Source organism: Alteromonas sp. ABD4_190, from assembly GCF_056160105.1.
In genome coordinates, this window is record NZ_JBSWWN010000001.1 from 906931 (window position 1) to 932195 (window position 25265).

Sequence of the window (25265 nt, forward strand, 5' to 3'; positions counted from 1 at the left end):
TAATCACGTAACCTGGTATTTTGCTCTGCACTACAACATTTGTTTTGCCCGTTTTATTTTTAATAACGCGTCAGAAGCGATAAAGTAATAGAAAACAAATAAGAGAAAGTAAATGCAGCCTCACGACCATTCACCACTCAACGATTTTATTGAATATCCTAAAGAGCAAATGCTTGCTCGCAGCGAAGAATTCTTGAAAACCATGCAGCGTCGCCACAGCATTCGACACTTTAGCGACCGCTCCGTTGATAAAGCAGTAATTGAAAACTGTATTTTGACCGCTGGCACTGCACCTAGTGGAGCGAATCATCAGCCTTGGCATTTTGCCGCAATACAGTCGCGTGAAGTAAAACAACAAATACGCGAACAGGCTGAAGCGCATGAGCGCGGTTTTTATAATGGGCGTGCTGGGCAACAATGGCTAGATGACCTTAAGCCGTTAGGCACTGACGCATGTAAACCGTATCTGGAAACCGCGCCTTGGCTTATTGCCGTATTCAGTCAAAAATTTGGTGAAACAGAAACGGGTGAAAAAAGCCAAAACTACTATGTGCACGAATCGGTGGGTATCGCGGTGGGTATGCTTATTACTTCGCTTCACAACGCAAGTTTAGCAACCTTGACCCACACACCAAAACCAATGAACTTTTTAACCGAAGTCTGTCAGCGGCCTGATAACGAGCGCGCTTACATGCTTATTATTGCAGGTTATCCGGCGGATAACGCCACAATTCCTGCACACGCCATGAAGAAAAAGTCGCTTAGCGAAATTGCGAGCTTTCTTTAAATCTACAACGCGCTATGGGCCTAGCGCATGAAGTAAACTAAGTATTTAAAACGGTATAACTAATAAAAGCTTTGTCATAGACATGAGATACGCAGCACTTATAATGCGCCCTCGTTATTAAGGGCTGCGACCTTTTCTTTACGAATTTCGGTCAACCACGTTTAACAGTCCCTCGGAGCTCGTATCCTCATGTCATCGCGTCACGCATTCTCTCCACAACTTCCTTTTTTACTGTTAAGTCTATTAACTGGCCTAACATCGTCGTTTGTTACGCCACTCATGAGCTACTTTCTCATTGATGAGATCAATGTTGAGCCTATTTATATCAGTATATATATGGTGTCTGTGACGTTATCAGGTTTAGTGATCAGTCAATACTTAGGTCACTTGGCAGACAAAGGTTTTAACGCAAATCGTCTTTACGGGCTCACCATGATTTGCGTGGGTATAGCCATGGTCGCGTTTATATTCAGCAAACAGTTTTGGCACGTTTTTCTAGCAGGCGTATTGTTTATGTCCGTCGGTGCCGGGGCCGTGTCTCAGATGTTGACCGTTTCGGGATTATGGGCAAAAAACCAAGACATCGACTTAGCCGCCTTTAACTCAAAAGTTCGCGCTGCTATCTCTCTCGCTTGGGTAGTAGGTCCGCCGCTAGCATTTACGCTGGTTGCCAATTTTGGCTTCGCAGCGTCCTTCTCGGTGGCCATCGCGTGCGTGGCTGTTGCAACGCTTTTCGTAGTGAATGTTGTGCCGCCTCAAAAAGCCAACCAACAGTCACTCAATACAAGCCTCAAAGGCTCGCTATCGCTGCCTTTTTGGCTAGTTGGGTTGGCCATACTTGCCGGAATGGCAGGCAATGTCATGTATTTATCATCCATGCCTTTGTACGTAATGAATGAACTGGGGTTGCCGGAAAATTTGCCAGGGCTAATGATGGGCGTAGTGGCTGCGCTTGAAATACCTACTATGTTACTCGCGGCCAAGCTGGCTCGACGCTTCCCTCCTGCGAGTATCATGGCAGTAGCATTTATTTTCGGCTGTTGCTTTTACGTTGGCGTGTACTTTTCTCAGTCAAGTTGGGAGCTGTTAACACTTCAAATATTAAACGCACTGTTCTACGGTTTATATGCCGGTATTGGGCTGACACTACTGCAACAACAAGCACCCGATTTAACAGGGTTCACATCAGCGTTTTATTCAAATGCCACCCGTGTGGGTATGATGTTAGGCACCATTGGCGCGGGCACTGTGGCCCAATTCTTTAGTTTTAGAGATGCCACCATAGGGTCGCTGTGCATTGCCATATTCGGCTTAAACGTGATGTTAGTGTTCATGTTTGTAAAGCACCGGGTAGGTCGCTAGAAGCCTGCCTTTTTTTGCGCGTACTTTCTTTATGCTTTAGTACACCCAGACTATTTTAATCGTAGCTCCATCTGCACATCACATCTCGCGTAAGGCGATGACGCCCCCTTAATATGCTTAAACCCTATCTTTTCGTATAAACGTATTGCGGGCTTAAGTACCGAATTGCTCTCTAAATAAAGCTGCTTTAACCCCATCAGTTTCGCTCTTTCGACAATACTTTTACCTAACAGCAGCCCTACCCCTTTACCTTGAGCTTTGGGAGACACCGCCATTTTGGCAAGTTCAAACGTATCGTCAGTTTGTTTGATAAGTGCACAGCAGCCTATGGGTTCGCCCTTATCTAACGCGATCAATATCACACCCGACTGATTCAAAATGTAGCCTTCAGGGTCGTCGAGCGCTTTGAAGTCGGGCTCTTCGAGCTCCCAATATTTGCTTATCCATTCTACATTGAGCGATTTAAATGCCTCGCGATACTTTGGCGCATAGTCGACTACCTTAATATCAGGCGAGTCACCGTCCACTCTTGCACTTATGGGGCGATATCGAAGATGCCTTTCAACTACGCTCACCGCTTCCCATAAATCGATACCCGTTTCATCTTTTAGCTCGCGCATGGCAGCGTCTATGGCATCGCACTGCTTTTCCATTTGGGGCACCATCGCTTTCGCTTTATCGTTTAAAGCCACCAGCGTAACCCGCGAGTCGTCGCTCGATTTATAACTTTCAATAAGGTCGCGTGCTTTCATTTCTTTTACGATTTTACTCACCGATACGTGAGAATGATTTATCTCTTTAGCGATATTCACGACAGAATCAGCACCTTTTGACGCGAGCACGTAAAATACTGGAAACCACTTTGGCTCTATCGCAAATCCAAATTTCGCATAAGTATTTTCCGCATCCTTTGACACCTGCGCGGCTAACTGACGTAAGGCAGTACCTAATGCAATATGCCCCAATTCATTAAATGACTTCATTTCACAAAAATCCGTAACCAGTTACGGATATAATTAATCGTAATTGGAGACAAGTCAAACAGATTATTATTTGATCATCAAAAAACGGGGATGTGGTTCACTTCGCCTGGCACTGGCTACACCAATAAAGACGTCGTCCATTGTACGTTTGGCGTTCTATTGGAGTGGCGCAGACTCTACAAGGCTGCTCTTCCCTGTCGAACACCATAAACCGCGTACCTTCAAAGTTAACGCCTTTTGCTTCAAGCACTTCACGTAGTTCTGTGTACACGGTATAGCCACCAGTTTCATAGCTGCGTTTGCATATTGCCAAGGTGTGATGTGCCAAGCTGCGCAGCTGCTCATCATCTAACTGAGAAGGTTTGAGTGAAGGATGAACACCTGCTGCAAACAATATTTCGCTGCGAAGGTAGTTGCCCAGACCTGCCATAAAGCGTTGGTCCAGATATAAACCGCTTAGTGCGCGGTTATAAAAAGCTTTTGAACGTAAACGTTCTAATACCATTTCTTCTGTCACCGAATTGTTGAGTACATCGGGTCCAACTCTTTGTAAAAAAGGGTGTTCATGAATGGTTTGTGTTGGCCAAATACTTATATCAGACGCGCTATACAAAATAGCACTGTGTGTTGCGGTATGAAGCCCTACTCGTAGCTGACGGGTAGTCTCGGGCATTTCGTTGCGTTTACAGGTATGCCACACGCCATAAAGCTGATTGTGTGAATACATAGAGAGCGCATTGCTAAAATGGGTAATTAGCGCCTTGCCACGGGTTTCCATGCGCAAGACTTTTTCGCCTTCTAGCTGTTTAACATAAGGTTTTAGCTGAGCTAATCCAAACTCTACTTTTTCTAGGGGGATATCTTTTATCACCGCTTCGACTTTATCTGCAGCGCGACGAATCTCTGGGCCTTCAGGCATGCTGTCTTAAATACCTTTATCTCGGTTACTGTTTACTGATTACTGATTACTGATTACTGATTACTTCGCATCATTTTCAGCATCTTTGCAGCTATATGATAACGAATACAAAAAAGGCCTGTAGCCCTTTAATGTACTTTAAACCGAAGTTAGTACATCAAAGATCAACAGACCCTTTTATGAATCAAAGTTAAACTAAATTTGCCGTATTTTAACGTTTGGCTGATTAACCCTTGTTTGGCACAATCAAATATTTAGTGCCGGTCTTCTTCGCATTGTACAGAGCCACATTCTCTGGCTGAAGCGCTTCTTCAAGACTCAACTCTTTGCTGTAGGACGACGCAAACGTTGTGTTAATTTCCATAGCCACTTTTTGATAAAGTTCGCCTACACGCTTCTTATCAAGCTTGCCTAAGAAGCGCATTAGCAACCAACCACCAATGCTCCACGTCATACCATAAGCACGGTTCAAAATAGTCGGTGAGAAGTCTAAGCCACCGTAGATATACACTTGTTTATTGCTGTCCGAGCCATAGGTATTGAACCCTTTTGCATCTTTACTGCCCGATGCTTCCATCATGGTAAGGATATCGCTAACTAACTCACCGCCACCAATGGCGTCGAACGCAAGTGTAGCGCCAGTGCTGTCGATGGCTTGGTAAAGTTCAGCTTTAAAATTCTCGCTGCTGGAATCAAGCACAATTTTCGCGCCAATACCTTTAAGCAAATCCACCTGCTCCTGGCTACGAACAATGTTTACAAGCTCTACTCCCTGCTCTAAACAAATCTTGTTCAGCATTTGCCCAAGGTTAGACGCCGCTGCAGTGTGAACCAAGGCTTTATGCCCTTCCATACGCATGGTTTCGACCATACCAAGTGCAGTAAGCGGATTAACAAATGAAGACGCGGCTTGTTGCGGCGTAGTGCTATCTATATGAGGTAAACATGCCTGCACAGGCACACACGCAAACTCGGTGTACGCTGCGCCGGTAAGAATAGATACGGTCTTGCCCATTAAAGCCTGCGCTTCAGGGCTGTCGCCCGCGGCAACTACAGTCCCCGCACCTTCGTTTCCAATAGGCAAAGTTTGGTCAAGACGAGACTTAATACGACCTAGCAAAGGCTTGTGTACCGGCGCAACCAATGCGTTCTTATCAGCATCGAAAGTGGCTTTATCAAGACTTGCCGGGCCAAACATAGGCCACATATCTGAAGGGTTTATCGGAGAGGCTTCCATGCGCACAATCACCTCATGCGGCTTTGGCTCTGGAACATCAACCTCTTTTAGCGATACCTGAAGCTCACCTTCTGATGTAATTAGCGTAAATAGTTGTTTAGATTTATTCATATTGACTCTTGTGCCCTAAAAATTAAACGCTCTATGTATTGTTAAGCTAACACGCCAAAACTATCAGCAATATTTATATTTCGAATACATATGCGTTTCGATGGTTTATACACCACAAAAAAGGGGTCAGAGTACATTTCCCCGCTACCTCAGATAGACACCCCTCAAAATTAATGGGGTCAGAGTATATTTTCACGAGCTTTTCCGCGAAGCGACCTAACGGCTTCACCAAGTGATACGGCCAATATCCTAATAACACATCACATCATGACCTTTATCAATAAAATACTCTGACCCCATTACTCAGATGGGTTACACTGCTAAGCCTGTATCAACTTGCTATGATGAATTAAGAAATGAAAAAGTATTGTGCGTACGTCTTACTTGGGCTTGCTGTAATAAGCAATGCTGCGCTTGCTAAAAAGGCACCGTTGGTCTCGATTCCTACTCACGATGCATTTTTTAATGCGATAAAGGCCCACTGCGGTAAAGCATTTCAGGGAAAAGTTAGCGAAGATAATGTAGGTAATACCTTCGGTGATGCAGAACTTGTTATGCACATACGAAAGTGTACAGACTCAGAAATTCAGATACCTTTTCATGTGGGTGAAGATGCGTCCCGCACCTGGATATTAACAAAGACTGGCGCTGGTCTTATGTTAAAACACGACCACAGAAATAAAGATGGCAGTTTCCACTCTTCAACCATGTACGGCGGGCACACTGTAGATGAAGGGTTCCCCCAAGTGCAGTCGTTTCCTGCAGATGTATATTCAAAAGCGTTATTTATAGAATCGGGAATTGCAGCATCAACGGATAACGTCTGGCAGATGATGATCTACCCAAGTCGCTTTAGCTATCGACTAATTCGCCCTGCCCGCGAAGTACAGGTAGACTTTGATCTCGAAAATCCCATAGCAACGCCAAGCGCCCCCTGGGGATATGAATAATGGGGTCAGAGTACATTTTCTAATTTAGGAGAGCCAAACAAGCCATTCATTTCATTCTTCCAGCTTGCCCGTTAGACCAGTTTTGATAGGTACAGGGTTGTAGCCTTTTCTCAATTCACTCATTTTAGTAGAAAGAATATAGAAAGGAATTTGGTGAAATTATGGCAAGGAAACCTCGTTTGGCTCCCGCAGGCTATCCTCAACACGTCATCCAAAGAGGTAACAATCGCTCAATATGTTTTAAGTGTGAAAACGACTACATTGCCTATATTAGCTGGCTTAAAAAGTTCTCTGCAAAATTTGATGTAGGCATACATGCTTGGGTATTGATGACCAATCATGTTCATTTACTTTGCACTCCTAAGCTTGATAACCTTGGCGTAAGCAAGATGATGCAAGCGCTTGGCCGCATGTATGTGAGGTACTTTAACCACAAATATGAACGCTCTGGGACGTTGTGGGAAGGAAGATTTCATTCCAGTCTGGTCTCTAACGACGAATATCTTCTCACGGTTTATAGATATATCGAGCTGAACCCTGTAAGAGCGAACATGGTCGAAAAGCCGGTTGAATATAAATGGTCAAGCTACAGAATAAATGCGTTAGGTACACCTTCGTCACTGTACAGTCCTCATCCTGTATACCTAAATTTAGGAGCTTCAGAAAACCAGCGTCTTGCCGCTTACCGCGCTCTGTTCGATGATGAACTTTCTGAAACTGTCATAGATAAAATTCAAAGCGGTACTCGAAGAGGACTAGTACTGGGAAGCGATACATTTAAACAGCAAATTGAAAGCCTGACTGGGCACCGCTTAAAACACGAAGCGTTGGGTAGGCCACCGCAAATCAGTGAGCAGTTAGCCGCTGATTCCTCGGAAATAGCTTAATGTACTCTGACCCCTTTATTTTTAAAAACGTCGCGTTGGCTCAACTAGCTCAAACCTGCGAACACTTAACCACAAACTGTTTGGAAATAAGTTAATGTACTCTGACCCCATTTTTTATATCGCGACTTGGAAGCTTATTAATGTACTCTGACCCCAATATTTTGCAGCAGCTGTTTGGTTTTTCGGCGTTTCGCGAGGGACAGAAGGAGGCAGTGGAATCACTGCTTGGTGGAAATTCAACGTTAGCGATTTTTCCCACTGGCTCGGGCAAATCATTGTGCTATCAGTTTGTTGCTACGCAATTGCCACACTTGACCTTGGTAGTGTCTCCACTACTAGCGCTGATGAAAGATCAGCTAGAATTTTTGCATAGCAAAGGTATTGCGGCAGCTAGCATCGATTCCACGTTAACACCTGAGCAAAACAAACAAGTGATGAACGACGTGCGTTCAGGGCAGTGTAAAATTTTAATGGTGTCAGTGGAGCGTTTTAAGAATGAGCGCTTTAGGCAGTTTATTGAATCCGTTCAGGTCAGTATGTTGGTGGTCGATGAAGCGCACTGTATTTCTGAGTGGGGCCATAACTTTCGCCCTGATTACCTTAAGCTTCCCGCCTACCAAAAAGAGCTTAAAATCCCACTGGTATTGCTACTTACAGCAACGGCCACTAAAAAAGTAAAAGAAGATATGTCGGCCCGCTTTGATATTGCGCCGAACAATATGATTCAAACGGGGTTTTATCGACCTAACTTAAATTTATATGTGCGGCCTGTTCTCGAGCCCCATAAAAACCAAGCATTGATTGAAGAAATTCAAAAACAACAAGGTGCTGGGATTGTTTACGTTACATTACAAAATAGCGCAGAGGAAGTAGCGCGCTTTTTGCAGCAGCAAGGGTTTGCTGCGAAGGCCTACCACGCTGGCCTCGACAGTGAAATAAGGCAAAGTATTCAGCAAGACTTCATGCACAATAAGCTTCAAGTGGTTGTAGCTACTATTGCCTTTGGTATGGGCATAGATAAGTCGGATATTCGTTTTGTAATTCATTACGACCTGCCCAAATCTATCGAAAACTACAGCCAAGAAATCGGCAGGGGTGGACGGGATGGAGAAGCAGCAAACTGTACCGTACTCGCGAACTTAGATGGGCTTGTTACCATAGAAAACTTTGTTTACGGCGACACGCCAGATAAAAGCGCTATTGAACGCGTTATTAACGACATTAAGTCGCAAGCCCCTGCGATGCAAAAAACAGTAACGCAAGGTGGAGCGATGCAAGGTGCAGTTAACCAAATCAACCCATCAATTAGCAATGAAGCAAGCGTATACCAATGGGAAACACAGATAAACAGCTTATCAAGTGCGAGTAATATTCGTCAGCTCCCTCTTAAAACGCTGTTGGTACAGCTTGAGCTCGCGAACGTTATACGCCCGTTATATGCCTATTTCGCAGAATACAAATTCCGCTTCATTACAGATAAAGCCACTATATTAAGTCTGTTTTCAGAAGAGCGCGCGCGCTTTTTAGATGCTGTATTCACGCACTCAAACATGAAGAAAGTATGGGGTGTAGTCGACTTTGACAGTATTTATCAGCACTACGGCGCAGAGCGTTCTAGAGTAGTGGCTGCCTTAGAATACTTGCACGAGCACAATCATATAGAGCTTGCATCTCGCTTAATTACAGATGTATACCGTGTTAACAACGAACTACTGCAAGACGGCGATTTAGCAAATAAACTAGCCCACTATTTTGCGGAAAACGAGCGTAAAGAGGTTGAGCGCATCGCCGCACTTGTAAGATTTTTCGAACAAGGCACCTGCTTAAGCCATAATTTATCTGCATATTTTGATGATACTCAAGCACCGAATACGTGTGGACATTGCAGTGTATGTAAAGGCGATGTGGCGAAGCTTAGCTATTCATCACCAATATCAACACCAGATAGTGAACAAATATCTGAAGCTATGACAGCGCTAAAAGCGCATCTAAGCGATAAGTTCGAAGGCACTATCACCCCTTCTATTTATTGTCGCTTTCTAACTGGCATGACAATGCCTTTATTTAGCCGCTTAAAAATAAGACAAGTTAAAGGATTTGGCAGTTTTGAACACTGCCGATATGCAGACGTTCTAGAAGAAGTGAACGCAGTTTTATACCCATGACTCGCTGTTACTGATTACTGGCTGGCCGATAACTAGCCAGTATTTAATTGAGCCAGTGCCTTTTTACTAAAAGAGGTAAGAATACGCTAGCGTTCAGGCTTACTATCAGCCGGTTGCATGAACTATGTTTATTGAACGTTTAGCAAGTTGTTTTATCAATTAACGGCGAATCATGCCATATTATCAATCTGCTTTAGAATGCTACCGAAGGCACGGCTACCAACACTTTGAATCTGTTTATCGAAGTAAAGGCTTCCCAAAAGAAAAATAGTGATATGCCCTTTTGAGCGCCACGTCACGAGCGTTTTTCCATCTTCTTCTTTCAGTGTTATTTCACCTAACTGATGATCGTATGGTAAAGGCTTCGACTTCACCACTTTGTAGCCTAGTTTATAAGGCGGCTCGTAAGCCACTATCTCTTCGTGAAGGTTCGAGCCCCCAGAAATAATCTCGCGCACTGCACCTAGCCCATTTGGTTCATTACTACCCTTTACCAGTAAATTCGACTGCTCAATAGCTTTAAACTGCGCATAATTAGCATGGTCACTTAATATGGAAAAAACCTCTTTAATAGGTTTATTTATGGTTCGCTCTACATGAATTGAGAACACGCTTTAATCCTTTTTATACATTCTTATTAGCGATATTTTTCGATAATAGCCTAAACACTATAAAACCTTTACTTAATAAAACTTATCGTTAATCCGCAAACCTGTGAATATAGCAAAAACCTTAATTCTCATTTATAGTGGCTAAATAACAGTGTCGTAGACGGTTTAGGATGCAATGGACACCACTAAAAAAGGATCGCTAGTTGTGGTCGGCACAGGTATTAGCGTTGCAGGGCAAATGACCATTGCCGCTAGAAGCCACATTGAAAATGCCGACATCGTGTTTATGGGCATCATGAACAAAATTGGCGAGCATGTGGTAACTAAGCTTAATCCAAATAGTGTATCGCTAGACGACCTTTATGAAGAAGGTAAATCCCGCGCCCTCACCTACTCTCAAATGGCCGATAGAATTGTAGATTCTGTAGTAGAAGGCAATAAAGTTTGCGTTGCTTTTTATGGTCACCCTGGTGTTTTTGTTACTCCCTCTCATGAAGCTGTCCGCCGTGTTCAACAGATGAACTTGGAAGCAAAAATGTTACCCGGTGTATCGGCAGAAGACTGCTTAATTGCCGATTTAGGCATAGACCCCTCACGCTTTGGCTGTCAGTCTTACGAAGCCACCCAGTTTCTGTTTCGCGATTACCGCATCGACCCACATATGACGCAAATAATCTGGCAAATTGGTTTGGCGGGGGAAGCCACGTTGAGCGTTTTAGACGCAAATCATAGCCAATCAGGGCTGGCCATGTTGGCAGATATATTGGCGGAGCATTATCCTGCGGATCACGAACTTATTATTTATGAAGCAGCAACACTGCCACTTTGCGAACCAAAAATAGAAAAAGTTCTGCTCCGTGAACTTGAATACGTAAAACCCACTTTAATCTCGACTCTCGTTGTTCCTTCCAAAGGAATGCCAGCGTATAGGCGGGACCGATTAGCAAAGCTAGGGCTAACAGAAAAACAAGTGACTAACTATAGAAACCCGACTGTAAATTAAAAAGGATAATAAAAATGGCAAAATCTATTCAAGATTTCATGGTTGAACTAGATACCAACAGTAAGCTTATGGACGCCTACAAAAGCGACCCTGTTGCAACAGCAAAGAAATACGGCTTATCTGCCGATGAAGTAAAAATTATTGCCGATCAAAACTGGGACGAGTTATCTAAGCGCTTTGACGACACCAGTAAAACCATTCGTGTTGTTAGCTACTAACTCATAGTAAGCGAATTATGAAGCGCTTTGTCTTGTGCATTATTAGTGTCATTGCCCTAATGACACTGCCTGCGCGCGCTCTCGCTGCGCCGCAAGACAAGGCATCCTCTGCCGTACATCAGCTTTCTGAGCTTAGAGCTCGAATTCAAGAGAACGACCCGAACGTTCAAAGTACGTTTACAGAATTGCATGCTTTTTTTGCAGCTCAGCCAGATGCTTTCGAACATGCACAATTCTTAAACATTAAATCGTATTTTTATGTTTTAAAACAGGATTATGCGTCGGCCTACGAAGCATTACTTGAAGCCCGAAAGTATGCGAATTCATCAGAAAATCTGCGGGCGCTTGCAGAATCGTATCGTTTAGAGGGCTTAATTCTAGACTTTTCAGGCGAGCATGCCAGCGCACTAGAAGCCATGCACCAAGCGCTAGATTTTTACAATGAAGTAGGAAGCGACCGCGTTCTTTTGGTGTATAGCGCCATGGGCAACGTTTACATGTCGCTAAAAAATTATGAACTGATGCTGACATTTGCGCATCAATATTTGGCTGCAGCGCAACGTTTTAATAATAAAGAGGGAGAAGGAACCGCATACTTTTTCCAAGGGTATGCACAGCGTGCGTTAGGCGAATATCAAAATGCGAAAGTAAGCCTATTGTTAGCTGAAAATTTACTTCGCGAAGCTAACTACCCTTTCATAGGCATTGTACACAGCGCCATGGTAGAGCTTCACATTGCACAAGGGAATTTAAGCGAAGCATTAAAGAAACTGAATCAAGCAGCAGAAGCCGACCGTAAGGTTGGGTTTCGCTATAACGAAGGCTCACATCTTCTTCACCTTGTAGACATCTATAAGCAACAGGGTGAAATTGAGCTTGCTATCAGCGAACTTGAAGCTGGACTCGAAAAAGACATCATTAAAAATGACAAAGTATTGGTTACTGACCTTTTAAACCAACTTATCGAGCTTCACGAGGAAAACGGCAACCTGGAAGCCGCACTTAGCTATTCCAAGCAACATCAACAAGCATTCAAGAAAAGTTTTAATGAGCAACAGTCAAGGCTGATGGCGCTACACCGTGTGCGATTAGCTGTGTCTGAAAAAGAAGAAACAATAAAGCTTCTGGAAAAAGATAACCAGCTAAAAGAACAGCGAAACCTGATCCAACAGAAAAAGAACACTCAGCAACTTTATTTTATTGGCTTTGTAATCCTTTCATTAGGTTTAGTAGTCGGGCTTTGGCTTAGAACCCGACTACAGCGAAAAGCCCTTAATACGCTGACGCAGGACTTACGCAAAGCGACCAAAGCAAAGTCAGATTTCTTGGCCCGTATGAGCCATGAAATTCGAACACCGCTAAACGCAATTATAGGCCTTACCAAGCTTTCTCAACGCGCTGCAGAAGACAAAGATCAGCAAACCAATTTGATTCAGATTGAAGGCGCATCGCAAACGCTACTCAGTATAATCAACGACATTCTCGATTTTTCTAAAATTGAAGCTGGCAAGCTGGATATCGAGTCTACGCAATTCAATTTGGATTCCCTAGTAAATCAAACTATAAGACTTCACCTAACACGCGCACAAGAAAAGCACATAGAACTTATACAACATATTTCTCGAGACGTGCCGCTAAACTTAATTGGCGACCCGTTGCGTATACAGCAGGTGCTTAACAACCTACTAAGTAACGCGCTTAAATTCACTGAAGATGGTCTTATCTCAGTAAGCGTTAGATGCACACAAACCGCAGACGATATTCAACTTGAGTTTGAAGTGAAAGATTCAGGCGTTGGCTTAAGTAGCGCCCATCAAGCCCAACTTTTCCAACCTTTTAATCAAGGTGACGAATCCATTTCAAGGCGCTACGGTGGCACAGGTTTAGGCCTAGCAATTTGTAAACAGCTCACCGCTTTAATGGGCGGCGAAATTTGGGTAGAGAGCCAGCTAGGAAAAGGCTCTATTTTCCACTTTACCGTAAGAGTGAAACAGGACGCTTCTCAACAAATTATTTCGCCATCTAAGCAGCTTTCTGCATTGAAAGTACTTATCGCAGACGATATTGAAGCATCGCGAGACGCAATTTCTGAAGCCCTTTCAATGGCCAACATTCAAGCTGATATCGCCTCTGGCGGAAAAGATGCGGTTGTAAAAATGCGCGCTGCATTAGCCGCATCATCACCCTACGATGTCCTCATTTTAGATTGGAATATGCCAGATATAGATGGCCTCGAAGTAGCGGCGATAATGAGCCAAGAGTTTTCAATTAAGCAGCCAAAAGTGGTCATGCTTTATGCATTTGAATCGCTACGAATGAGAGAACAGGCGAACCAACTTGGCATACGTAACTTTATTAAGAAACCATTTAGTACTAGTGAGCTGGTAGATGAGTTGCAAGAGCTTTGTCTTAACGTAAAAACTAAAGCCTTGCCTAAAGACAAACCAGCAGTGCCTAATTTAAAAGGTACACGTATTCTTTTTGCTGAAGACAATGCACTCAACCAAAAAGTAACGATTGGCCTTTTAGCTGAAACCAAAGCCTCAATTGAAGTTGCCAATAATGGTTTAGAAGCAATAAGCATACTGCGTAAAGACAGCGCATTCGACGTAGTATTGATGGATATTCAGATGCCGGTAATGGATGGTTTAACGGCTGCCAAACACATTAGAGAAGAGTTGAAGTTAACTTTACCTATCATCGCCACAACCGCTCATGCCATGCAACAAGACATTGATAAAAGCCTAGCGGCTGGCATGGATGGTCATATAAATAAACCTGTCGACCCTAATCGCTTTTTTGATGTATTGGTTGAGGTTTTAGATAAAAGAAGGTCTTCGGCTACTTTAGAAGTAACCAATGAAACAGCGGTAACAAGTTCATCACTTACATTTATCGACAAACCCAAAGCACTACACGCATTGCTCGGCGATGAGGCGCTTTATACAAACCTACTTAATGACTTTATCGCTTTAGAAGATGAATTCAACGCGCTACACAAGGCTATTGATACCCAAGACTATCCATCCATTGCGCGCATAGCGCATATTTTCACAACGGCACTTCGATATATTGGTGCGTTTACACTAGCAGAATTAGCTAGCTCGATAGAGTTAAGCGTAAAGCGTGGTGAGCACGAAAATGCGAAAGATTTCAGTGCGAAATTAGACCTTTTTTATAAGTCGCTCAAAAAGATGAGAGTACAGCTAAACGAAACAGCATAGCGCAATCCATCTTCATACTCTTTAAAGTCTCTCAATTAACAGGTGCTTCATAACACGCGCCACATGCCTGATTATCGGTGACTTTTTGGCTAACTTTAGCCTTCAACATTTTAGGATTTGATGTATTATTGTTTAGCTTTTTTTAACAATTAAGCGCTTTTAACCGCTCTCTTTACAATAACGCCCAATAAAGAGAGTTTTTCAAATGGGCAAGGAAAAAAAATGAATAAATTAAAAACTATACTACTGCTTGGTGTTTCACTTTTAGCCACTGGCTGCGCAAACAAAGTACATACCTATGCCACTTCTACTGAAAACACAATTGCTTTAAGAGCCTTGTCGAAGCAAGACGTTCAAGCCAATATTGGTGAGTTTACCGACTCAGGTAAAAACGAGTCGAAGGTAATGTGCCGCCTGTCTTCTCCAGTGGGAACACCAGAAGGTAGAACTTTTGCAACGTACATCAGAGATGCAATTTTAGCTGAAATGGTTGTTGCAGACCTATATGAAGACCAATCTTCAACAGTTTTAACCGCAAACCTTAACGATATTTATGGCAGCACCGTAATCGGTAATGCGTTTTGGGAATTCGATTTATCTTTAGCCTCAAGCAACGGTAAAAACCTAAACATTAAATCACGTTATGATTACGAGTCGAGCTATCTAGCGACGTCAGCCTGCTCTGAAATGCAGCGTTCTTTTGTACCTGCGGTACAGAAGCTAAATACTGAGATTTTCTCTCACCCAGACTTTCCGGCTTTACTTAAATAAAGCTTGAGCTAGAAGATGCTTTTTCACTCAAAAGCATCTTCTATTTTCTTTATACCAATCACTACTCGCACGTAAAAATCAATCTCTAACCTACTTTTACGTTTCATGAAGCGAGCAATACTTGCTATTCACTAGATTCTTGCGACGCATACTCATTTTTCATCAGCCACGCGTAAGCGGTAGTGAATGCTGTTTCTTGAAATTGCTTTAACCCCGTTTCAGAGAACGGAACCGCTAGTGGGTTTCTGCGAAGCGACTCTTTAATATCTGTTGGGCTAAATATAATAACTTCTAACCCATCAATTAACTCAATAGCGGCCTCTAGCTTAAAGCCAATTGCGCTTCCTGCAAATTTGCCTTTGCTCTGGCGTTGGCGAATGATTACCGCATCAATTTTGTAGTCTTCGACAAGCTTCGCGAAGGTGCTTTGAAAGCTTTTCAAACCCTTAGCACTGGTATCAGCAAGGGTTAAACGACGCGTACGGCAGTCGGGCAAGTGAAACAAGCCGTCAGCTAGCGACACTAAACTAATAATTGCTTCGTTACCTTTTAAATCTATACCACAGACTTTCATATTTATTCCTAATTACGTTTGCCTGCCATTATAACCCGTTTCGCGGCTGTTATTCACTTGCATCACTTTTCTTTACTCACTATCAAAATCTTTAGCTACCGTACTCACCCGCCCGACAAACTCAATTTAGCACAGACTTAATAGTCTCTTTGGACAAGGGTTTTACAAAGTGCTCGTCGAACCCAGCTGATTTAGAGTCTTCTACGTATTTTTCTGACCCCCACCCGCTTTGAGAATAAAATTTCGTATTCTCCGCTTCAGGTAACGCCTTAAGCATTTTAACTAACTCGTAACCGTCTATATCTGGCATGCCGATATCTAGAAATGCATAGTCAGGTTTGAAGGTTTTAAATGCGTCAACAGCTTCCTTAGGCGAGGTAATGCCCAGAGCGGTAACCCCCATCGATTCAGTCAGCAAACAATAAGCGTCGATAAGGTCTGCGTTATCATCAACAAACATCACTTTACCTTTGCTTTGAACAGAAGACTCCAGTTCTGTACTTTCTGTCTGTTCGTAAGCGGTTTTGGAAATAGGTAGCCTTACTTCAAAGGTACTGCCTTGGTCAACGCCATCACTCATTACAGAGACTTCACCGTGATGTAAAGCCACAAGCTTACTCACCAGAGTTAGACCAATGCCAAGACCGCCTTTTGTATGCGTAGAATGGGCTTCAATTTGAGTGAACATGTTAAACACGTCTTTTAGCCTGTCTTCAGGGATACCCATTCCGTTGTCTTTCACAGAAACGACGATCATCACGCCTTCTTTTTTGATCTCGACTGCTATCTTTCCTGAATCTTTCGTATATTTAGCCGCATTATGGATAATGTTAGAGAAGATCTGGCTTAAACGCGCTTTGTCGCCGTAAACGGTCACATCTTCTTCAAGACAATTAACCGTTATGTCGTGTTTCTTCGCTTTAACCTGCTGTTCCACAATTTCTAACGAATCAGAAAGTACATCTCGAATGCTTAACCTTTCAAACTCTAGCTTAACCTTTCCTCGAGTTATACGTGAAACGTCCATTAGGTCATTGATAAGCTTTGACATGTACTCGGCTTGTCGATTAATAATAGCCGTTACCCTTTTGCGGGTTTTATCATCATCAACGCTCTCTAAAATACTCGCGCCCGACATGATTGGGCCCAATGGGTTTCGCAACTCATGCGCCAAGGTAGCAAGAAATTCATTTCTGTAGTTATCCTGCTTTTCAAGTTCCTGGATACTGATATGCATACGTTCTTGCACATCAAGCGCATAAACCAAAAACATCCTGTTTAATCGGTTGGCAGTTTCAACGTCAGTTTTATCAAACGTTGTTGAACGCCCTTCAATTGTGCGGGTATGGATAGTAAACGCCGAACGAGGTTTAAGACGTTCTGCTTTTGGCGCATCTTCAGATTTTTCATCTTCAGCGCCAATCCACTTTTGAACGCGATGGGTTTCTTTTCTAAACCAAGCGGTAAAGTACTGCTTTTTCTCAAACAGCGGAATGATCATAACACCCGCTATCCCATACTCTCGCGCTTCAGGATAATCATCATAAAGTGAATCGTTAGTGTAAGGGAAACCGCCTTCGCCGCTCGCTTTAGAAAAGATATCTTTGATAAGTTCTATTGGTAAGCTCTCTCCAAGCGTAATGGTTTCATACTGCGAATAGTACACAAACCCAGAGCTATTAAGCGCATCTAAAAACGCCCGTTCACCGCTTTTCACCACGCGACTGATAGGATTTGCTGGCCCTATTTTGTCTAGCATGGCATCCACGGCTTCGTCGGTGACATATTTTTTGTGCTTGGCAATTTCTTCTTCTTTTGCCAACAAATGCCAGCTAAACAACTGGCTTAAGTTTTCGCACTGCAACCTTACATTTTGAGGGATATAACAGGGCTCGCGATGATGACAAGAAATAAGCCCATATAACTCTCCGTCTGTAACTAAAGAGATGGAGAACGAAGCGCGTAACCCTTGGTTTCTAATATATTGAAGGTGAATAGGCGAGAAAGTGCGCAACAGCGAACGAGTGAGATCTAACCGCTCTCTTCCAACCTCCTCGACAGGAGGCACCAATCTAGCTGGGGGCAATTCTGTATCAGGCGTTAACCTTACCCAATTTGTTTTGTAGAGCTCCCTGGCTTGTTTTGGTATGTCTGAAGCGGGAAAGTACAAATCTTGATAAGACTCCATATCTTCAGCCTTAGCTTCCGCGATAACCTTACCTGAGAAGTCATCGTTGAACTTGTAAAGCACCACTCTATCCATGTTAGTGAGATATTTAATGGTCGACACCATCTCTTGCGCCATCTCACCGAGAGATGTCATTTCTTTGAAGCGTGGCGCGATAGACATTGAATAAAGCTTAATGAATTGCTCTGCGCTGTAGGCATCTCTAAATTCTGTAGCAGGCTCAAGCTCGACCACATAATGATGACCTGAATCGTAAACAACCGCTAAATAATCTCTTGCTTCCCCCTCTACTAAAAGCGACGAATTTAAAATCAGCTTTATGGGCAGCCGTATTTTGCTCTTCGACACTCTATCGAAGGTTTCTTCAAGAAACGCGCGCTCATTAGTATCAGAGGAGAGAATATCTAAAAAGTTTTTACCTATGATCTTCTCAGCAAATATCGTTTCGCAGTTTTCACTAACAATTGAAATATTTAAATCGTCGTAGCTAAACGCGATAAGAAACCCATAACTTTGTACACTTTCGGGAATGTGTATTGGCTCGTCTTCACAACGTTCAAAGTTAAAGTTTTGAGGAGATTGATTCATAGAGTTCCTAAAGTTTGTATCCGTCCGTTATAAGCGAGAATGAATCGAAAACTATCACATCGACAAGCCAAATAATAACGCGCTTACGTTTTATTGGCTTAATTTAATCAAACGCCCACCTTCCTTATCTTCAAGCACATAGATATTACCCATGCTGTCTTGCTCGACTTCGCGTACGCGTTTACCCCATTCGTAACGCTCTGCTTCTTCAATCTTCCACTTACCTTCATCATCTTTTTTGAAGGCAACACGAACCAGCGCTTTTGAAGATAAACCACCGATGAAACCGTTACCTTTCCAGTCGCTAAACTTATCACCTTTATAAATAATAAAACCGGCAGGGCTGATAGCAGGCACCCACGCTAACTCGGGCGATTTAAAAATAGGAATATCTTCGTGTTTAGGAATTTTTACGCCCGAATAATGGTCGCCTTGCGACACAGTGGGATAACCGTAGTTGCGAGCTTTTTCGATAAGGTTAAGTTCATCGCCATGGCGCGGCCCCATTTCGTGAACCCATAAATTACCTTGCTCATCGAAGTCGATACCTAAAGGGTTGCGATGACCTAATGTCCAGATTTGTTCGGTTACGCTGCCCTGACCATAAAACGGATTATCTTCTGGCACACTTCCATCGTCATTCAAGCGCACAACTTTGCCCAAATTCATTGCCATGTTTTGGGCTGGGGTGAATTTTTGACGCTCGCCAGAGGTAATAAACAAGTGTCCGTCAGGTGAAAACGCCATGCGATGAGAGTAATGGCCATTACCGGTCACCTTAGGCGATTGACGCCAAATTAGCTTTCTATCAGATAGCTTCGCACCGCTATCAGAAATGGTAAGCGTGGCGCGCTCAATTACTGCGCCGCTAAACGCATCGTCTTTTTCATCTCGTTCAATGAAGGAAATATAAATAGTGTTGTTTGACGCAAAGTCAGGGTGAATAATGACATCACCCAAACCGCCCTGCCCGCGGGCAGTAACGCTTGGCAGATTACTAACTTCGAAACGCTTCTGCTGGTTTTCATCAAGCAACCATAATGTGCCGGCTTTCTCCGTTACCAAACTATGCCCATCTGGCAAAAAAGTCATGGCCCAGGGGCTATCGAAGGATGCCAATACATTACCCGTTACTGAAGTGCCCATACTGCCCTTCATTTCGATTTGTTCAAATGAGTTTGACTGGGCAAACGTAAAAAAAGAGGTAGCAGCAAGCATAACCAATAGTGCAGCTTTTCGGCTCATGCTGTTTTTGTGCGAATTTGTTGTGTTCATCGACGTTCTAACCTTTTTCGAGAGTTTGCGTATTGCTAGTTACACGGTGAAGCGTTTATTACACATCAACGGGTGGCGCATAGGGTTTTAGTTAACATTGGTTACGGAGATTTAATTAAAGAGGTTTATATTATCGACTTGGTTTAATTATTCGTATTTTTGAGTTAAGCGCGCTCTTCCTAAACTTTCTTTAATGCTGCAATACTTTACTTGAATACTGCCTATGTTAATTTCAAAAAAGTTTTAGCAACGAATGTAAGGAGGTGATCATATGTCGAGAGTTAAGGTATTCGAACAGGCAGCTATGAGTGAGGCTCGTTCTAGCTAACCCCTTTAACGTAATTGCTCTAGAAGGCTGTCTTTCAGCCCAGCTCGGAAAGCCGCATCACGTTGCTGATTGCGGCTTTTTTTGTTTCTAAAAAGATATACAACAAAAAAACTATATTTTCAGTTCGATTCATTCCAAAATATGTACATTTGTTGAAAAATGTAGGATCTAAAATAGGTTTAGCTCGCTACAGAGTGAGTTTTAGTAAGGTTTTGCCAAGGAGTAAGACGTTGGTCAGGGTTGGACTATTTATATCTTTAATAACATTTGCTAGTGCAAATGCAGCCGACATCGGTGATCAAAAAAACGCATTCGCTTTCCACGCTGACAATGCGTTTCTAACTGAACGAGTAAATCTGGACGACCAGCCTTTTTCAACCTCGGTCGATACAGTACAAATGCTAGTTGATGAGCTAGGGTATAAAGAACCTGTTCTTCATGTTCCCCTTGTCCGTTCCTTCGCGTATATGCAACACGGCGAAAACATTTGCGTACTCAATAAAATTAAAGCCCCTGATCGTGAAAAAAATCACCTATATTCATTACCACTAAGCTTCTTTCAAACACAACGTTTTTATCAACTAGCATCAATGCCACCAATAGATGAAAACCTTTTAAATAAGGACGGTCAGCTATTAAGTGTATCTAAGGTAATTGAAGCCTACTCCGACGGTTTCATTGTACTGCCTGAATATTACTCATTCGGTGAAAAGATTGACCAAGATTTGAAGCAAGTTAGTCGAGAGAAAATTCTTCGTGTAGCAAATGATATTTATTACACTCGCTTTATGGAGATGTTTGCAAAGGGAAAGTCTAATTTTGCACTTATCTATCCTGCCAGTGTTTACCTAAGCTATGGAGATAAAATACCTGTTGAAGTACGCAGTTATTCCATTGCGGGTAACCCAAGCCACGTATCAGGACATGTTATATGCCCCAAAACGCCACAAGGGGCAAAGCACATAGCGCGCTTAAACGCAGCAATAAAACGCATGTATTCAAAAGCTGAATTTATTACTGCACATACCCGATATTTACCTGAGCAGGACAGGCAAAATTTGAAGGCCTTTATTAAGCAAACGGTTCGAGAGTTAATGCTGGGCGAGTGATAACGTGTTAAATGCATTCCCTTGTTTAGTTACGTTAATACCCCACAAACCATTCGGTCTACGCTTTATGAACATCTATAATATAAAGCATTGTAAATTGGAGGAATAATAATAGGAACGTACTCTGGTACGTTCACTCGTAATGGAATACACATAATGAAAACAAATAAGCTCTTCGCCTCTTTAGCACTTTCGCTTTGTTTTACTTCGTTGTTAGGCTGCACAGAGCCTGAAACCCTGCCCGCCTCTCCCTCTGCTGGCGCAGAATTTAAAGAAGCTGACCTTTTAAAAACTGGACTGGCTGAACGCATTCGAATTGAAGGGCAAAAGGTTGATTACCAATCTTTAGAGCAAAGACAAGCGCATTATGATGTGCCCGATGTGTCTGTCGCGTTTATGAGACATGGGCAAATAGCTTGGACCATGCAAAGCGGCGTTAAAGATTTAGCCACTGAATTGGCTGTTGATGAAAAAACGGTGTTCCAAGCAGGCAGTATTTCAAAACCCGCATTTGCAGCAGTATTGATGAAATATCGCGAAGATAACCCGCTAGATCTAGATGCAGATGTTAATACCTTACTCACCAGCTGGCAGTTACCTGAACATGAGTGGACTGGGCAAGACGCTGTTTCTTTACGCAGATTATTAAGCCACACGGCAGGCACCACAATACATGGCTTTCCTGGTTACGCAACTGGCGAACCAGTACCTACTTTGCAGCAGGTGCTAGAAGGTGCATTTCCCGCCAATACCGATGCCGTTGTTGTTGATATTCAACCTGGCACGCAAATGCGTTATTCCGGTGGCGGCACTACGCTCGCTCAACTTACCTTGCAAGACGTAGCTAATGAGCCCTTGCCAACCATGTCGCAACGGCTATTGTTTAAACCTTTAGGCATGACTCGTTCTGGCTTCGAACAACCCATATCGACCAACTTATCAAATAATATGGCTACGCCGTATGACGGTGACGGCTCGCCAATTAAAGGTGGCGCCCATACCTACGCCACATCAGCAGCGGCAGGCATGTGGAGTACGCCATCAGACATGTTGAAATTGGCAAGGGGCGTTCGTAACGCGTATTTAGGGCAGAAAACCGACTGGATATCGCAAGCCACCGCGCAAGAAATGTTAACCAACAATACGCCAAGTGCTGAGCCGCCTAATGTAGGAATAGGCTTTTTTATCAATATGGATGATAACGGTGAAATTTTAGGCTTTGGTCACGGCGGCGCAGATGCTGGGTTTATGTCGCAGCTATATATTGAGCTAGGAACGGGCAACGGCTACGCCATTATGACGAACGGCAACAACGGTGGCAGTTAATAACTGAACTAGAAATACGCTTAAAAGAAGTGTTAAACGTAGGTTACTCGGAAGCTGAGGTTAGGAAGTTAGTACCCATAAGGCAAAAGGAACTGAGTAAATACATTGGAACCTATGTGGTGACTAAACCTGTTAACGTTAATGTGGTGCTAGAAAAAACAACCAATGGCTTTGTGCTTAACGCCTTACCTTATGTTGAAAACGAAGAATATTTTTATGAGGGTGGCGGACGATTTTTTGCGAAGAACGGCAGTAGTATTCGTTTTGAGATGGATGATGAAAATGGGCTGGTTGAGGCGCTTGTTATGGATGGGAATATTCGGGGTGTTAGGAAAGAGTAGTTGATTGAGTGCGAATTATTAATTTGCCTGATACTTTTTTGTGCCAGTTGCCGCCGTTAATATATTCGAAGCCAGACGGCTGCTAGGTACGTGAAGCAGACCTTGGAGCAATGAGTTTCCATTCTCAACAGCCAGTAGACTAACCATAAAAGAATCTGTACTCAGAACTACTAATCCTTACCTAGGGCACCATTAACAGCTATTCACACATATGTCTATAAACGACAAACGCAAAAAGCAAACCAAGACGAGGGCGGTAACGTTCTTTTCGCGTTTTTGAAGTGCACTAAACTTGAATAATCGCTTCCATATAGTCTTCCTCGAGGGCGTTATTACAAAAGAGTGGGGGCAAACCATTAGCGAAGCATGGCGCGGGTACTGAGGCTTAAACGTGAATTTTACACTGCCAAAGTGAGAAGCGTGTGAAAAACTAATGTAAGAATCATTGCCTGCATTACCGAGCCCGAAATTAACTATAAGATTTTGGCGCCCCCTAACAAACAGACTTTTCCTGATCAAAGTTGATGCTTTTGTACAGCGATTTGGAGCCATACGGGACGTTACTAAATGCAGCGACTATATAATTCATCGCTATTTCTATTTTGCCATCTGAAACGCAAAAACAACTCACCACCTGAACATAAAAATATTGAAATGAGGGCTGACGCAGTGGGTAATACAGGTCGTTGATACCCTCAATACTCTAATTCAACATAGACTATTAAATCTTTCTTATTTCAGCGCTTTTTTGGCAACATGAATAAAGAAATTTTGCAATTGCATCCTCGTAGTTTAGTACTTCCTTACAATAAATATTGTTTTCGTTCCAAGCTTCTTCAGTTTCATCACTTCTGTTTTTCTTAAAGGAGATCCCTATGTAAGGTGAACTTCTGGTTCTCTTATCATGTGCAGTTAATCGTTGAAACAATCTTAGCAAATTAAGGTCATCCTCACCTAGCCCAACAAAAATTGGAGTTGAAGTTATTAATCGTTCCAATATCAAAATATCCCACTCACTATCTGTATTTGCGAAGATTTTAATATAGTCAGCGCGAGTTAAAACAATTTCGTCTGGCTTAGACACTTCGTTTTTTATATTGTAAGGGACAAATCCATGAGGATGATAAACATATACGTCAGCGTCTTCTTTGACTAGACATCCTGGATAAATACTTTGAACAATAAGGCCATGAAACCTCAAGAAGGTTTCTATTACATCATCATAGTTGAGAGTTACGATGACTTGTGCACTGGCTCTCTTCGCTGAGGCTATTGTAGCATAAATAGAATTAAGCGTATGACTGCCCCTTAGTTTTCCAAAGTCATCTTCATACTCTTTGTATATTGCTCTATGGAGTACATCAATAAAGTCTTTGCCTTGGGAAGTGATTTCTTTTTTTATCTTACTTGCACTCTTCAACAGATCTTTCTTATCGTAATCTATAGCGCACTCTGTAGCCATATTACTAATCAACCCATCCCAATTTGGCAACTTAAAGTCATATGAAGCGCCTGCTCCAAGGAAAATAGTAATATTCCCTGCTGCAATCTTCTCACCCAAAAAGTCGATCTGATTAGATTCTAATTCCCAATCATCCGCTGAAAGAAATGAACTCATAATAGGTCCTCAACTACAAAGCCATGCTGCATAAGTATCGATAGAATTTGGTTTATGTAATAAAAGTTGGATGGTGAAATGTCTGACAAAAGTATTTTACCATTATTCCTTATTGTCAGATTGACACTTTTATTATCAGTAAAGTCTAACGTAACCGAAGTGTAAAAGGATACGTTTATCGTCTCTCTGAAAATCTTAGATGTAACTAAGTCTTTCCCTGATAATGAAATCGAATCAAGATCATGGCCAATCTCTTTTATTTGTGCCTCAGTTTTTAGCACCTTTACACTTAAAACGTCACTTTTATTTTCAGGCTCAGACAGGAAGGCACTATATTTTTCACTATAAAATTTTACAAAGTCATCAACTTTATAGTGAACTGAGTTAGCAGCTCTACAAACCTTTGAAAATGGTGATATTTCTTTTAATTTTTCCAACACAACTGCATATTGTGAAACAATTACCATTCTATTATTTTCTGAAATAGATATTGCAAACATGTACTCATATGGCGCGGCTTTATCTGTCTTATCTCGCAAAAGAAGAGGCTCTGAAGAGATGTAAGTGTAGATTCGCCAAGAAGAGGATACGCGACTCTCTTTTTTTATCTTTTTTGATTTGAGAAAGTCTTCGCCTTCGAATTCTTTTTGATTTTTTTTTGGAACCCAATAGACATTACCAGTCCACATC

At 42.6% G+C, this 25265-nt stretch carries 21 protein-coding genes; 12 read left to right on the forward strand and 9 right to left on the reverse strand.

The genetic code is table 11. The features are described from left to right. Positions 1-112 precede the first annotated feature (112 nt). Positions 113-787, forward strand: coding sequence for a nitroreductase family protein (locus tag ACXAFM_RS04050; protein WP_474827140.1), 675 nt, complete (start codon positions 113-115; stop codon positions 785-787). Positions 788-976: 189 nt separating this feature from the next. Further along, on the forward strand, positions 977-2149 hold the full coding sequence (locus tag ACXAFM_RS04055) for a sugar efflux transporter (RefSeq protein WP_474827142.1): 1173 nt from the start codon (positions 977-979) through the stop codon (positions 2147-2149). A gap of 50 nt (positions 2150-2199) precedes the next feature. On the opposite strand, the gene ACXAFM_RS04060 is transcribed toward ACXAFM_RS04055, so the two are convergent. The 3 genes from ACXAFM_RS04060 to ACXAFM_RS04070 all read right to left on the reverse strand — a co-directional run bounded on the left by ACXAFM_RS04060 (position 2200) and on the right by ACXAFM_RS04070 (position 5399). After that, a complete protein-coding gene (locus tag ACXAFM_RS04060) occupies positions 2200-3132 on the reverse strand; it encodes a bifunctional helix-turn-helix transcriptional regulator/GNAT family N-acetyltransferase (protein WP_474833471.1) in 933 nt (310 codons plus the stop codon). A gap of 97 nt (positions 3133-3229) precedes the next feature. Then, positions 3230-4051: an endonuclease VIII gene (gene nei / locus ACXAFM_RS04065; protein ID WP_474833475.1), complete on the reverse strand. Its 822-nt coding sequence runs from the start codon at positions 4049-4051 to the stop codon at positions 3230-3232. Between the two features lie 226 nt (positions 4052-4277). Then, positions 4278-5399: a zinc-binding dehydrogenase gene (locus ACXAFM_RS04070; protein WP_474833478.1), complete on the reverse strand. Its 1122-nt coding sequence runs from the start codon at positions 5397-5399 to the stop codon at positions 4278-4280. Between the two features lie 356 nt (positions 5400-5755). Here ACXAFM_RS04070 and ACXAFM_RS04075 point away from each other — a divergent pair, with 356 nt between their 5' ends. The 3 genes from ACXAFM_RS04075 (at position 5756) to ACXAFM_RS04085 (ending at position 9401) form a co-directional block, all read left to right on the forward strand. Continuing rightward, positions 5756-6349, forward strand: coding sequence for a hypothetical protein (locus ACXAFM_RS04075; protein ID WP_474833480.1), 594 nt, complete (start codon positions 5756-5758; stop codon positions 6347-6349). Between the two features lie 161 nt (positions 6350-6510). Continuing rightward, positions 6511-7236 carry a transposase gene (locus ACXAFM_RS04080; protein WP_474833484.1) on the forward strand — a complete coding sequence of 242 codons (726 nt, stop codon included), beginning with the start codon at positions 6511-6513 and terminating at the stop codon, positions 7234-7236. A gap of 140 nt (positions 7237-7376) precedes the next feature. After that, positions 7377-9401 carry a RecQ family ATP-dependent DNA helicase gene (locus ACXAFM_RS04085; protein WP_474833486.1) on the forward strand — a complete coding sequence of 675 codons (2025 nt, stop codon included), beginning with the start codon at positions 7377-7379 and terminating at the stop codon, positions 9399-9401. 170 nt (positions 9402-9571) lie between these two features. Here ACXAFM_RS04085 and ACXAFM_RS04090 read toward each other — a convergent pair whose 3' ends face one another. Further along, positions 9572-10012, reverse strand: coding sequence for an SRPBCC family protein (locus ACXAFM_RS04090; protein WP_474833490.1), 441 nt, complete (start codon positions 10010-10012; stop codon positions 9572-9574). A 175-nt stretch (positions 10013-10187) separates the two neighbouring features. On the opposite strand from ACXAFM_RS04090, the gene ACXAFM_RS04095 reads away from it, so the two are divergent. The 4 genes from ACXAFM_RS04095 (at position 10188) to ACXAFM_RS04110 (ending at position 15228) form a co-directional block, all read left to right on the forward strand. Beyond that, on the forward strand, positions 10188-11015 hold the full coding sequence (locus tag ACXAFM_RS04095; protein WP_474833493.1) for an SAM-dependent methyltransferase: 828 nt from the start codon (positions 10188-10190) through the stop codon (positions 11013-11015). Positions 11016-11029: 14 nt separating this feature from the next. Next, complete coding sequence (locus ACXAFM_RS04100; RefSeq protein WP_179984203.1) at positions 11030-11233, forward strand: hypothetical protein; 204 nt, start codon at positions 11030-11032, stop codon at positions 11231-11233. Between the two features lie 17 nt (positions 11234-11250). Beyond that, a complete protein-coding gene (locus tag ACXAFM_RS04105) occupies positions 11251-14457 on the forward strand; it encodes a tetratricopeptide repeat-containing hybrid sensor histidine kinase/response regulator (RefSeq protein ID WP_474833495.1) in 3207 nt (1068 codons plus the stop codon). A 222-nt stretch (positions 14458-14679) separates the two neighbouring features. Next, complete coding sequence (locus tag ACXAFM_RS04110) at positions 14680-15228, forward strand: hypothetical protein (protein ID WP_474827161.1); 549 nt, start codon at positions 14680-14682, stop codon at positions 15226-15228. A gap of 124 nt (positions 15229-15352) precedes the next feature. On the opposite strand, the gene ACXAFM_RS04115 is transcribed toward ACXAFM_RS04110, so the two are convergent. From ACXAFM_RS04115 to ACXAFM_RS04125, 3 genes are all read right to left on the reverse strand, one after another. Further along, a complete protein-coding gene (locus ACXAFM_RS04115) occupies positions 15353-15802 on the reverse strand; it encodes a DUF3010 family protein (RefSeq protein WP_474827163.1) in 450 nt (149 codons plus the stop codon). Between the two features lie 121 nt (positions 15803-15923). Then, positions 15924-18578 carry an ATP-binding protein gene (locus ACXAFM_RS04120; protein WP_474833498.1) on the reverse strand — a complete coding sequence of 885 codons (2655 nt, stop codon included), beginning with the start codon at positions 18576-18578 and terminating at the stop codon, positions 15924-15926. Between the two features lie 90 nt (positions 18579-18668). Further along, positions 18669-19853 (reverse strand): PQQ-dependent sugar dehydrogenase, encoded by a 1185-nt coding sequence (locus ACXAFM_RS04125; protein WP_474833500.1) that lies wholly within the window; start codon positions 19851-19853, stop codon positions 18669-18671. 390 nt (positions 19854-20243) lie between these two features. On the opposite strand from ACXAFM_RS04125, the gene ACXAFM_RS04130 reads away from it, so the two are divergent. From ACXAFM_RS04130 to ACXAFM_RS04140, 3 genes are all read left to right on the forward strand, one after another. After that, positions 20244-21290: a hypothetical protein gene (locus ACXAFM_RS04130; RefSeq protein WP_474833502.1), complete on the forward strand. Its 1047-nt coding sequence runs from the start codon at positions 20244-20246 to the stop codon at positions 21288-21290. 156 nt (positions 21291-21446) lie between these two features. Then, positions 21447-22616: a serine hydrolase domain-containing protein gene (locus tag ACXAFM_RS04135; protein ID WP_474833504.1), complete on the forward strand. Its 1170-nt coding sequence runs from the start codon at positions 21447-21449 to the stop codon at positions 22614-22616. A gap of 119 nt (positions 22617-22735) precedes the next feature. Beyond that, positions 22736-22957 carry a hypothetical protein gene (locus ACXAFM_RS04140; protein WP_474833506.1) on the forward strand — a complete coding sequence of 74 codons (222 nt, stop codon included), beginning with the start codon at positions 22736-22738 and terminating at the stop codon, positions 22955-22957. Positions 22958-23678: 721 nt separating this feature from the next. Here ACXAFM_RS04140 and ACXAFM_RS04145 read toward each other — a convergent pair. Next, positions 23679-24575 carry an SIR2 family protein gene (locus tag ACXAFM_RS04145; RefSeq protein ID WP_474833508.1) on the reverse strand — a complete coding sequence of 299 codons (897 nt, stop codon included), beginning with the start codon at positions 24573-24575 and terminating at the stop codon, positions 23679-23681. Continuing rightward, positions 24572-25264, reverse strand: a complete 693-nt coding sequence (locus tag ACXAFM_RS04150) for a hypothetical protein (protein WP_474833512.1) — start codon at positions 25262-25264, stop codon at positions 24572-24574. The genes ACXAFM_RS04145 and ACXAFM_RS04150 overlap by 4 nt, the downstream gene beginning before the upstream one ends. Between the last annotated feature and the right edge of the window lies 1 nt (position 25265).